The sequence below is a fragment of the Lutibacter agarilyticus genome (genome assembly GCF_900188235.1).
Taxonomy (GTDB): Bacteria; Bacteroidota; Bacteroidia; order Flavobacteriales; family Flavobacteriaceae; genus Lutibacter; species Lutibacter agarilyticus.
Genome location: NZ_FZNT01000011.1, coordinates 119,650 through 131,951 on the forward strand (window position 1 = coordinate 119,650; position 12,302 = coordinate 131,951).

Genomic DNA, 12,302 nt, shown 5'->3' on the forward strand with positions numbered 1-12,302 from the left:
CCTTTAGTTTTTTTTTGTTTCTAAATTTGAGCCATCATCTACAACAATTAATTCTATGTTTTTATAAGATTGATTTTTTACAGAATCAATGCACTGTTCTATATAGTTATAAGTATTATAACAAGGTACAACAACAGATATTAAAATGTTTTGATTCATTTATTAAAAATTAAATTTTATATGATTATTATCAATTTCTGATTAATTTATTTTTTCTCCAATGTAAATACTTTTATTTGCCCAATTCTTGCAGCAATATCAGAAAATGAACTCCAATAAGAACCATAAATATATTTAGTTTTGGACAAACAATATAGGTCCACAACAGCGTCTTTTATTCCTTTCTGAGTATTTCTACTTAGTTCTTTATTGTAAGTTATAATTTTGCCTTTAAATATTTTTTTAAGTTCAATTTCAGTGTTTACATCATCTGTTGCCAAAAAAAAATTTGATTCAATATTCTTTTTCAATTCTACTTTTATCTTCTCAATAAATAGTTCTAAAGGACTTTTTTCAATTGATCGCATATTATCACTTCTTCTTATGTGAATACCAATTATATATTTATTAAAACTTTTTGTCTGTGAATTAATTATATCCTGGATTTCTAATGTTGGCTTAAATCTTAAAAATTCATCAAAATTTTCACCAAATTCTTGACAAGTTTGAAAATAAATATTTTTATGTTTTTTTGAAATACTAAGAATATCTATTTTATTGTTCCAAATTAAATTTTCAAAATCTTTTTCTTTAATGCAGTAATCTATATTAATTAATTTATTTACAAACCAAGCTTTAATTTTTTTATTTAATTTTTGTTGATTTGTTGCTTCTACATAATAATATTTTTTCTTTTTAGCTTCTACATAACTTAAAGAATCGATAGGTTTAAATAACTCATAAAAATCGCAATTTAATTCATCTTTCAAATTCCAAACTAATTTAACATCCTTATGAGTTTTATTACTCAACCATAACCCCGAAGCAATAACTCTCATTCGGTTTGCTAACCCTCCTTTTGGTTCTAATATTATCATATAAATTTAATGCCTTTATTTATTTTTTATAAATTTTATTACATCGACTGTAAGATAAACTGATTCTTTCCAATAACTATATTTAAAACTTTTTAACATAAAATGAAAATATAGTTTTATTGAATCAAAATAAGAGATACAACTAATTTTGTTTTTGATTAACCTCAACATAGTTTGCCTATATTTTGTATAAAAAACTAGTGAAACCTCTTTGTTTTTTTTTCTATAATAGTATCTTAATAATTGATAAAACACAACTTTTCTCTGATAGTCCTTATTTATTTCAGTAAGTGTACCACTATTATTGTTTTGATGCAATCTATATCCTGCAGGAGAAATATTTTTCATAAATTTTGCCTTACCAAACTCTCCCAACAAACTAGTTAAAAACAAATCCCAATTTACTACTTTATATATTTCATTTGGTATTTCTTTAATTACATTTCTAAAACACATAGTTACAGGCATTAAAAAAGCACCACATACTAATTCAATACTATTATAATCTCTTTTAACTGCTTCTAAAATATAGTTTCGATTTATCTTTTTGCTATTTTTATCAAATAAATTAACATCATGAAAACTTACTACAAAATCCTTATTATTATTTAAAAACTCAATTTCTTTCTGTAATTTAAATTTATCTCTCCAAAAATCATCACTATCACAAATTGCGATATACTCTCCTTTACAAAGTTTTAAAGTTTTTAACATATTTGAAGTCAAACCCAAGTTTTCTTCTCTTTCAATAAATGTTATTAAATTTCCTTTTGGATGATTTTTTATTATATAATTTATAATTCCTCTTGAATTATCGGTTGAACAATCATCTGAAATTAATAGCTCAAGACTAAAATCGCATTCTTGCATTAAAACACTTTCAATAGCTTCTTGTATAAAATTTTCTTGATTATAATTAATCATGCAAACCGTAACTGTCATTAAATTACCTTAATTTAAATTTGTATCTATTAAATTACTATATATATTCATAATTCTCTCCTTAAAAGGACTTTCGCCAAACTTTCTTAAAATCTCTTCAGAAATTTTACCTTTATCAATTTCAATTTCTTTATTAATTACTTTCACAGTATAATTCGCCATAGATTCATAATCCATTATTTGAACAATTAATCCATTATTACTATTAATTATTTCATCAACCCCACCAAAATTAGTAGAACAAACAGGAACTCCACATGCTAATGCTTCAAGAACAGAAACAGGCATACCTTCACTTAAACTACTAAATAAAAAAAGGTCTGCTTGTTTCAGTTTATTCGAAACCTGTTTTCTATTTAAACTTGGTTCCAATTCAATAATTATATTTTTTAAATTATAATTACTAATTAATTCTTCTACATTCTTTTTTTTATCAGTTCCCCATCCAGAAAAACCTATCCAAGTAAATATAATTTTACACGTAATCTTTTTATCTACTATTTTTAAAGCATCAAGTATAAATTTTTGATTTTTTATCGGGTGATATGCCCCTATTGTAATTAATCTAAACACTCTACTTTTTTTTATACTCACATTTGTATTAAATAGCGTTGAATTAACTAAATTACCTACATTTTTAAAACTATAAAAAAATCCATTTGCAATAAATTGTCTAGATTTATCATTACTAACAACCAAAATTTCCTTACTATTTTCTAAAACTTTATAGATTAAGTTTTGCTCTTCGAGACTTTTATGTCTTAAACTAAATTGATTATGTTCTGTAATTACATAAGGTATTTTAAATTTATTATATATAAAAAAAGCTTCAATACCTGCATTAAAAACACATTGAGCATGAATTATGTCTATATCACTATAAAACTCACTGAAGGAATTTGTTACAAAATTATTATAAAGTTCTAGGTTTCTAGATTTTGAAAATTTTTCGACAACTCTGTATTGGAAAGTAATTAATTCAATATTATTGGGTGTAAATTCTTTTGAAAAAGTTATTTTATTATTCCCAAAATGGTGTTTTTTATAGTATTCTTTCCTTCCTATTACATTCCTATTAAAAACACATAATCTTACGTTATATTTATCTTTTAAAAGCACTGCTTGTTCCCAAAAAAAAGTTCCAATACCTTTTTCTATATTTATTGACCAACATATGAATAAAATATTTTTTTTAACTTCCATAATTTTAGTAAAACCCAATTTTAACGAATAATTCTATTGTTTTTAACAAATTATATATAAACAATATAACCGTTTGTTATCCTTTAAAAAAAATATAACCTTTATTAATTATTGAATAACTAGTAAAACCCAAACTAGCTCTAAATATACCAATAAAATCATAAGACATTAATTGAAACACTAAAAGCGTTATAAATATATAATACTTTTTATCATTTTTTGAAAGGAGTGCTCTTAACAAATAATTTTTACTTCTAGCACTTACAAACTTATAGTAATTCTTTAAATTAATATTTCTTTTAAATAATAATAATTTTAAATGCTTGAGCCTAGCTTTACATTCCGATGACATTTCTTCAAAATTTTCTTTTATTAATTGCCTTGTTAAAGAATCATCATGAATTCTATATTTAATTAAACCTAAATTTAGTAGTTTCAAATTAGGATGAACATATAACATGCGTAAATTAAAATCCCAATCATCTAAATTTGAAATAGTTTCATCAAATAAATAATTTTGTTGCTCTAAAAAACTTCTTTTCCAAATTGGTCCTGACACAAAATATGTTACATCCCCAATTAAATAATCTTCTATTGGTTTATATGAAATTATATTGGTTTCATCAATTATTTTATCTTCTAAAAAATTATAATACTGTAATTTACATATAACTACATCGGTATCGGCTTCAAATAAATCAATTCTGTCTTTGATAGCATTTGGAGCCATCAAATCATCATCATCAAACCAATTTATATACTCCCCTTTAGTTTGCTCAAATCCATAATTTCTAGATGAACTTGGGCCTTTTACTTTTTCATTTGGTCTATTGTAATATTGAAAACGGCTATCTTTATTACAATACTCTTTTAAAAGTTCTTCCGTAATGTCTGTACTTCCATCATCTACCACAATACACTCCCAATTCGTATATGTTTGTTCTATTATACTATCGAGTGTTTCACCAATTAAATGAGCTCTATTGTATGTTGGAATAATTATAGATACTAGTGGTTTTACTTTTTCAAAACTCATAATTTCTAAAACGTTTTTCAATTCTATAACTATTCTTGTTAATCAATAACAAAAAATTTCCTAAACTTAATAATTCAATGCTCAACCTTTTGTTTGATTTAAATAATAGCAAAATAAGCTTATTCAAAATGAATCTAGAATTGTTATAATGTCTATTTTCAATACCTCTAAAAAAATAAAAAATCAGTAACTTAAAACAACTATTAATTAATAATTTATCTTTCAATTGAATACTTTTTTTTAAATTTTCAACAGCTATAAAAGCTTGAGATTCTTTATATGACTTTATATATTCTTGATTTTTTGCTGTTTTTGTATCTTGATGCTGTCTATACAAAAACAACGGTATATTAATGATTTTATAAGATTTTTCACTAAGTTTAAAAAACAACCTCGAAAAAAACTCTGTCTCTTGACCCCTTTTAATTTTATTTAAAAATAAATTCTTATTTATTAAAAATGATCTTCTAAATATTACTGAATCTGTAATAGCTTGAAACTTCCATAATACATAGTCTTTAAATAAATCTGGATTTTCCTTTAATTCAAATACTTTTTTATTTTTCAAGAATTCATTAACTATAAATCCTGAACAAATTACTAAATTAATTTCATTAGAAAACGCTTCTAATTTTATCCTTATAAAATCTCTCATCATCAAATCATCACTATCAAACCAATTCACATACTCCCCTTTACTCAACTCAAAGCCATAATTTCGACATGAATTGGCTCCTTTTGGTCGGTTAATTGGTCTATGATGATATTTTATTCGTTCCTCCTTGTCACAATATTTTTTCAACACTTCCTCCGTATTATCAGTACTTCCATCATCAACTACAATACACTCCCAGTTAGTATAGGTTTGCGCCAATACACTATCCAATGTTTCACCTATTAAATGTGCTCGGTTATAGGTGGGAATGATAATGGATACTAAAGGGGTTGCTGTCATACTGTAAAAACTCAGATTATGGGTAAAAATAGGGATTCTAATTGAATCTAAAAATGAAATGGTGTAGATTTTAAACAACACTAATTGTCTTACTAAAAAAACTACTTGATTTCAACATAGCGCATAACCTTTTTTTTCAAAAAAACAAAATTAAGCACGAATTTCCATCTCAAAAACCAAAAAATCAAGAATTTTAGTTCATTTTTTTAATGCCTATAAGGTTTAAAATACATGCGCATACAATTTATGTTAGATGCGCATGCATGTAGGTGTTGTATGCGCATAGTTTTGAATTTGTATGCGCATACAATTCATTTTATAAATTAATGATGCATCAAAAAATGATACTATTCGGCCGTAAAAATACACAAATTCGCTAAAAGTCAATTCATTAAATAACTTTTCAACATAAAAATGTTAATTACTAATTTAAGTAAAAGACTATTTAGGTTTAAAAACTAATTATTTTTGATATGTCATACAGAGTGTATGATTTTATTTAATAATTTTTAAAATTTAATACAATGAGTATCAAATTTAAAACGGTGCAAATGGTGAATCCGCAAGACATCACTGCACCAAGAAAGTTTTATGCAAAGGCTGCTAAGGCCAGCATAACAGATTTAGATGAGTTAGCAGAATTAGTTGCTTTTAATTCATCAATGAGTAAAACAGATTGCTTTGCAGTTTTAATGGGTCTTGAAACCTTTGTGGTTAGAGAGCTTGAACGTGGCAGAAATGTTCGTTTAGGGCAATTAGGTACCTACAAAATTGGACTGCAATCGGAAGGTAGAGATACCGAGGAAGAAGTTGATTTTACGGCGATTAAAAAAGCTAAAATCAATTTTACACCTGGTGTTGGTATTCGTAAAATGTTAAAACATTTAGAATACAAAAAAGCCCAAAATCAATCCGCATAGATTTTGAGCTTAGCTTGCTAAAAAACTCTGAGTGTTTACGCACTCGGAGTTTTTTTATTTAATAATTTTAGTCAAATTTACAGCAACAGTATGTTTATCACCAAATATTATTTAATATATTTTGTAAAAGTTTGTTAACAAAAGTTAATAAAAAATCCGCAAAACCCTAATTTTCAAGGGTTTTTAGGTTCAAATGGTAAACGTATTTTATACCTATATTTTAAAAAAATGTATGCGTTTGAAAGGTGTTGGAAATTTTCAAGTAGGAATCAGTTCTGAAGGTACTGATACACCGAAAGAAGTAATGGCTCAAAAAATTACCAAGGCAAAAGTAAATTACCATCCTGGAATAGCATTTAAAGAAATGTTGATAGATTTATAGTTTAAGAAGGTATCGATAAAAGAACATTTCGTTTGAAACTACTACTTTTACTTTTTTACAGCTTCAGCAATTATTTCTTCCAAACCATTCAAATAATGTTCTAATGAAAAATTAGATTTGATGTGTAATTTTCCTTTTGCTCCCATTTTCACTGCCAATTGAGGGGCATCTAAAATTTGAATCATTTTTAAGGCCATTCCGGTTACATCGTGTTCATCAACTAAAAATCCGGTTTCATTGTCAATAATTACATCTGGAATACCAGCGTGCTTCGTTGAAATCACAGGCAATCCTGCTGCGCTAGATTCCAATACAGCTAATGGAGTACCCTCCATATCTCCCGTCAAAGGTGTTATAGAATGCTGTACAAAAGCAATTGATTCCGATAAATAGGCTCTAAACGCTGAAGGACTAATAACTCCTAGTAATTTTATATTATTTTCTAAATTGTAATACTTAATTAAATTTTTACATGTATCAAACAAAACGCCATCACCAGCCATCAGTAACTGTGCATCAGGATGTTTTTCCAAAGCTTTTTTAAATGCCAATATCGTATAATAAGGTGCTTTTTTATTTGTAAAACGACCAATAGCAATGAATTGTTTTTTAGCGTAGGTAGGTTGAACTTCTAAAAATTCAGGTTGAGGACCATAAGTATTATATACCAACTTATCTTTTTGACAACCCAAACTTAACAACTTTTCTTCCATTTTTTTTGACACAGCTACCACATAACTACTGTAACCAAACACATCTTTATAATTTTTATGGTATTGTAATACACTAAACGTTGAGGCGTCATAGCCATGAAAATGTGTAATTAATGGGATATTTAATAATTTACATACACGTATTAATTGATGTGCCGTAGTTCCATACTGTGCTAATACAACTGTTATGTTTTGTTGTTGAAACGATTTTGCTAAAGCATATTCTTTAAAGCTTAAGTGGGTTAGCTTAAATTTCTTTTGAATTTTAAAAAAAATACGGCTAAATAAAGGTAATCTTATCGTACCTCCTTCAAGTTGAGTTGGAATAGCACCTCCAAAATAATAAAAAACATTCCCTTTTAAATACTTTTTCTGTGCTTGTATAAAAGTTTCAGAATAAGCATTTTGACTTGGTGATATTAGGGCAATTCTTGCATTCTTCATTTAAAATTATTTTGTTGCAGTACCTGAAAGTCCCGTAATCATAAGTCCTTCTCTAAATGCTAAATTACTTTTTTTATCCTTTTTAATTAAGTATTTCATAATAGGTTTAATAATATATGTTAGCCATTTTCTTTTCTTAGCCCCTAACGGACTTCTCATTACCCATAACCCTAACATTTGTGCCATAGCAGCGTGCCAACCACCAGTTGCTTTAATATCTATATTTTTAAATCCGCTATTTTTTAAATGACGTTCCAAAGCATAAGGTGTATATCTATACTCATCAAAGGGAACTTCGTGTAAATTCCATAAAAAAGGCACTGTAAAAAAGAAAACACCACCTGGTTTAAGCACTCTAAACACTTCATTCAAAACAATTTCAGGTTTTGGACAGTGTTCTAATACTTCTGTACCAAAAGCACAATTAAAACTTTCATTTGCTAAAGGCATTGTAACACCATCCCAAGTAAAATCAGGTTTTATAGTAGTATCATATTCCAAAGCATTTTCAATATCTAAACCTACATAGTTTTCAACGGCACTATTATCTAAAATATAGTTTTTATAAGGCATTTTTCCGCAGCCTATATCTAGTAAATCTGTTTTAAATTTTGGTAATACCTCTTTTAATGCTTTAAATATCGCTGTTCTTATATAATAAACATCTAGATTTTCTTTAGAAAAAGAAATATTAGTAAAATGATCAGTTTTCATTATTTAATTCAATTTCATTTTTCAATCTAATTAAAACATTTTTTATATTATCATCTACAAATAAATGATGTAATTTATCAATATTTACAATATTCAAATCCCACCATTTAATCTTCAACAACTCTATAATATCCTCTTTTTCAAAACGGTACTTAATAACTTTCGCGGGAACCCCCACGACAACTGCATAATCTTCAACATCATTTACAACTACTGATCCAGCACCAATGATAGCTCCATTACCAATTGTAATACCATTTTTTATATATACATTTGCTCCTATCCAAACATCATTTTTTATAATAACTTTTTTATGATGTTCAAAATAGTCAATTGAAGTTATTTTTATATCAAACTTTTTCTTTCCATAATAAAAAAGTGGGCTTGTACTTAAAAAATTAATAGGATGTTCTCCATATCCGCAAATAACATTCGGACCTATCGAACAATATTTCCCAATTTTGGTTGAATGAAATTTAGAATCAGGTGATATATAAGAATAATCCCCAATCTCTGATTCAGAAAATTCCACATTCGAACCAATTCGATATTTTTGCTCTAAAATCGGCAAATCTTCTGACTTATCGATTTTAGATAACTTAAAACCTATCTTTTTTAAAAAAAAATAAAATAATTTCATATTAAAACTCTTTAGAATAATTTATATTCCATTCTGCATCTTCTATATATGTGCAAGTTCCTAATTCCCACTTGTATGGATGCTTCACTCCAAACATAACCACCTCAAATGGGCAAATATCTTTTAATGTTTCTAATTTATTTTTGCCATTATTATCTGCATAATGAACGGTTAAATTATATTTCCCCATATATAGTTTAAGTTGCGGTATTCTACATATTAAATTATAATATCCTGATTTCTTTCCAAAAGATATCTGTTCATCAAAATTCCAACAATACAAAATTGGAGTTTCATTACTATTTATTGCTTGTATAGCTACAGCAGGCTTTTCCAAAAGATAAGGCATAAATATTTGTATATGTATTTCAAATAAATCATTATTCCTTTGAACATTATTTGGTAAAGAAGTAATTAATTTAACCTTAGTTATTGATGATTTATTTGGTAATGGAATTGCTTTATAAATATTATCAGATAAATGGCTGTCTAAAGATAAATATCTAGTAATAGCATCGTTAGTTTTACCTTCAAAAAATATTCCACCATTATTCATGACTATGCACTTATTAGTTAGAACACTTATAGCTTGCATATTATGACTCACAAACAACACCGTACGTCCTTCGCCTTTTGAGATGTCTTGCATTTTACCAATGGCTTTCTTTTGAAATTCGGCATCACCTACAGCTAATACTTCATCAATTACCAATATATCAGGTTCTAAAAAAGCAGCTACAGCAAATGCCAAACGTACCGTCATACCACTACTATATCTTTTAGTTGGGGTATCTATATAACGTTCACAACCTGAGAACTCAATAATTTCATCTAACTTCGCATTTATTTCGGCTTTGGTCATTCCCAAAATAGCACCGTTTAAGTAGATATTTTCTCTACCTGTGAGTTCAGGATGAAAACCTGTACCTACTTCCAATAAAGAAGCTATACGTCCTTTAGACTTGATACTTCCAGTAGTTGGCCCTGTTACCTTGGATAATATTTTTAATAAGGTAGATTTCCCTGCTCCATTTTTTCCAATAATACCAAGTACTTCACCTTTTTTTACTTCAAAATTAATATCTTTTAATGCCCACACATACTCTGAAGTTGCTTTGGTACTTCGGTCGTTTACATCGCCTATTTTTAAAAATGGGTCTTCTTTTCCGCGTACGGTATGCCACCACCGGTTTAAATCGTGACTTATAGTACCTGTACCTACTGTTCCTAGTCGGTATTGCTTGCTTAGGTTTTCTATTTTTAGGATAACTTCGTTCATTTTAATCGTTCAATGTGAACTGTTATTTTTTTTGTAAACTGTTGTTTTGTTAGTGAACGGTTGCTAGTGAACGGTGAACTGTTCTCTTCACTTCTCACTCTTCACTCTTCACTTTTCACCTTCACGCTACTGAGCCCGCGAAGCAAAACTTCACTCATTTTATTAAATCTTGGTTACTAAATACTTTTTCAAACCAATCAACAATTTTCTTACTTTTATAATTTCATCAAAAATAGTTGAATCTTTTATATATTTCAAACGTTGTGCAATTATCATCTGTGTTTCTAATTCACTTAATGAACCTATAGAAATATTTAAAAACCGAACATACTCTTTAGTTGAATCTCTCCCTGCTCCTTCAGATATATTAGATGGTACTGAAACAGCTGATCTTCTCACTTGACTTGTAATTCCGTACATTTCATTTTTAGGAAAAGTATTGGTTATTTTGTAAACTTCAGTTACTAAATCAATACTCTTTTTCCAAACATCTAAATTTTTATGATCCATCTTTTTAGCAATTTATTTTTGTTTTGTTAGTGAACAGCTGTTGGTGAACGGTGAACTGTTGTTTTGTTAGTGAACGGTTGTTGGTGAACGGTGAACTGTTCTCTTCACCCTTCACTCCTCACTCTTCACTCTTCACCCTTCACGCTTCACTTCTAACTCTTTACTCTTCACCCTTCACTCTTCACGCTGCTGAGCCCGCGAAGCAAAACTTCTCACTTCTCACTTCTCACTTCTCACTTCTCACTTCTCACCCTTCACCCTTCACCCTTCACACTGCTGAGCCCGCGAAGCAAACCTTCTAACTTCTAACTTCTCACGCTGCTGAGCACCGCGAAGCCCCCCTACACCGTATCAATAAAATTCTTTTCAGCTTTATTAAAAATTATAATTCCTAAAAGTAGAATAACCACCGTACTAATTAATGTATATATAAACATACTGGTATTAAACTCTCCTGTATTTAATAGCATATACCTTACTGATTCAATCACAAACGATAACGGGTTGTATTTTACAATCCAAGCATAATTGGGTAGCTTTTCTATAAAAAAGGAAACAGGATACATTACTGCTGAAACATACATTAGTAACTGTAATCCGAATCCGATTAATATTTTTAAATCTCTATATTTAGTAACCATTGATGAAATAATCATTCCCAAACCTAAGCCCAACATCCCCATAATCAATACCATTAATGGAAATAACACTACATAGCTATTCAAGCTGATAGGAGCACCATTTAGGTAATAATACAGAAAAAATGCGGCGAATATAAATAGCTGTATACTAAACTTTAATAAGTTAGAAATCACCACAGATAATGGCATAATCATACGAGGAAAATAAACTTTTCCAAAGATTCCTGCATTGGATGTAAACGTGCTTGAGGTAGCATTTAAACATTCTTTAAAATAATTCCAAATGGTAATCCCTGCCAAGTTGAATAAAAATGGAGGTACTGTACCTGTTGAAATATTAGCTACATTGTTAAAAATTAAGGTAAATATCACCGAGGTAAACAATGGCTGAATTAAGTACCAAAGTGGTCCTAGTATGGTTTGTTTATACACCGTTACGATATCTCGTTTTACAAATAAAAACAGTAAATCACGGTATTGCCAAACTTCTTTTAAATTTAACGAAAGTAAGCTGTTTTTAGGAGTGATTTCAAACAACCATTCGTCTTTTGTATGTGCATTACTTTTATGCATTCAGTGGGATTCTAGTTTTTATATGAAGTATTTTTTCTATACTATTTATCGGCGGTAAATATAAGTGTTTACAAAGGAACTTAAAAATTTAGTTTTGGGTGATTTGGTTGTTGGCGGTTGGCGGTTGGCGGTTGGCGGTTGGCTGTTCGCTATTGGCTATTGGCTTTTCGTAATCAACTTTCATACTGAACAAAGTGAAGTGTCTTGTCATTAAACTGATACTTTTTTTACTCACTTTTTTTAATTGTTTTTTATGTGTTCGTGATGTACTTCGCAGTTCATTGATGAAAAAAGTATCCAAAAAAATCTAGTC

At 28.4% G+C, this 12,302-nt stretch carries 14 protein-coding genes; 2 read left to right on the forward strand and 12 right to left on the reverse strand.

Annotated features, from left to right (window positions below):
- Positions 1-3: 3 nt before the first annotated feature.
- From CHB67_RS17490 to CHB67_RS16045, 6 genes are all read right to left on the reverse strand, one after another.
- Entirely contained in the window at positions 4-159 is a 156-nt protein-coding gene (locus CHB67_RS17490) for a glycosyltransferase family 2 protein (protein WP_089382807.1), read from the reverse strand.
- 47 nt (positions 160-206) lie between these two features.
- Positions 207-1,037, reverse strand: coding sequence for an O-fucosyltransferase family protein (locus CHB67_RS16025; RefSeq protein WP_089382808.1), 831 nt, complete (start codon positions 1,035-1,037; stop codon positions 207-209).
- Between the two features lie 15 nt (positions 1,038-1,052).
- Positions 1,053-1,979, reverse strand: a complete 927-nt coding sequence (locus tag CHB67_RS16030) for a glycosyltransferase (RefSeq protein ID WP_089382809.1) — start codon at positions 1,977-1,979, stop codon at positions 1,053-1,055.
- A 9-nt stretch (positions 1,980-1,988) separates the two neighbouring features.
- The gene (locus CHB67_RS16035) at positions 1,989-3,182 is read right to left on the reverse strand and encodes a glycosyltransferase (protein ID WP_141119737.1); all 1,194 of its coding nucleotides are present in this window, start codon (positions 3,180-3,182) and stop codon (positions 1,989-1,991) included.
- Positions 3,183-3,258: 76 nt separating this feature from the next.
- Complete coding sequence (locus tag CHB67_RS16040) at positions 3,259-4,218, reverse strand: glycosyltransferase family 2 protein (protein WP_141119738.1); 960 nt, start codon at positions 4,216-4,218, stop codon at positions 3,259-3,261.
- The gene (locus tag CHB67_RS16045; protein ID WP_089382812.1) at positions 4,208-5,173 is read right to left on the reverse strand and encodes a glycosyltransferase family 2 protein; all 966 of its coding nucleotides are present in this window, start codon (positions 5,171-5,173) and stop codon (positions 4,208-4,210) included. The genes CHB67_RS16040 and CHB67_RS16045 overlap by 11 nt, the downstream gene beginning before the upstream one ends.
- Positions 5,174-5,697: 524 nt before the next feature.
- Here CHB67_RS16045 and CHB67_RS16050 point away from each other — a divergent pair.
- The gene (locus CHB67_RS16050; protein WP_089382813.1) at positions 5,698-6,093 is read left to right on the forward strand and encodes an HU family DNA-binding protein; all 396 of its coding nucleotides are present in this window, start codon (positions 5,698-5,700) and stop codon (positions 6,091-6,093) included.
- 232 nt (positions 6,094-6,325) lie between these two features.
- On the forward strand, positions 6,326-6,475 hold the full coding sequence (locus CHB67_RS17265; RefSeq protein ID WP_176461307.1) for an HU family DNA-binding protein: 150 nt from the start codon (positions 6,326-6,328) through the stop codon (positions 6,473-6,475).
- A gap of 47 nt (positions 6,476-6,522) precedes the next feature.
- On the opposite strand, the gene CHB67_RS16060 is transcribed toward CHB67_RS17265, so the two are convergent.
- The 6 genes from CHB67_RS16060 to CHB67_RS16085 all read right to left on the reverse strand — a co-directional run bounded on the left by CHB67_RS16060 (position 6,523) and on the right by CHB67_RS16085 (position 11,989).
- Positions 6,523-7,632, reverse strand: coding sequence for a glycosyltransferase (locus tag CHB67_RS16060; RefSeq protein ID WP_089382815.1), 1,110 nt, complete (start codon positions 7,630-7,632; stop codon positions 6,523-6,525).
- Positions 7,633-7,638: 6 nt separating this feature from the next.
- Positions 7,639-8,346: a class I SAM-dependent methyltransferase gene (locus CHB67_RS16065; RefSeq protein WP_089382816.1), complete on the reverse strand. Its 708-nt coding sequence runs from the start codon at positions 8,344-8,346 to the stop codon at positions 7,639-7,641.
- Positions 8,336-8,986 (reverse strand): CatB-related O-acetyltransferase, encoded by a 651-nt coding sequence (locus CHB67_RS17430; RefSeq protein WP_089382817.1) that lies wholly within the window; start codon positions 8,984-8,986, stop codon positions 8,336-8,338. Before CHB67_RS17430 ends, CHB67_RS16065 begins: the two co-directional genes overlap by 11 nt.
- Before the next feature lies 1 nt (position 8,987).
- Entirely contained in the window at positions 8,988-10,265 is a 1,278-nt protein-coding gene (locus tag CHB67_RS16075) for an ABC transporter ATP-binding protein (RefSeq protein WP_089382818.1), read from the reverse strand.
- Between the two features lie 162 nt (positions 10,266-10,427).
- Positions 10,428-10,775 carry a four helix bundle protein gene (locus CHB67_RS16080; RefSeq protein WP_089382819.1) on the reverse strand — a complete coding sequence of 116 codons (348 nt, stop codon included), beginning with the start codon at positions 10,773-10,775 and terminating at the stop codon, positions 10,428-10,430.
- 341 nt (positions 10,776-11,116) lie between these two features.
- Positions 11,117-11,989, reverse strand: a complete 873-nt coding sequence (locus CHB67_RS16085; protein WP_089382820.1) for an ABC transporter permease — start codon at positions 11,987-11,989, stop codon at positions 11,117-11,119.
- Positions 11,990-12,302 lie beyond the last annotated feature (313 nt).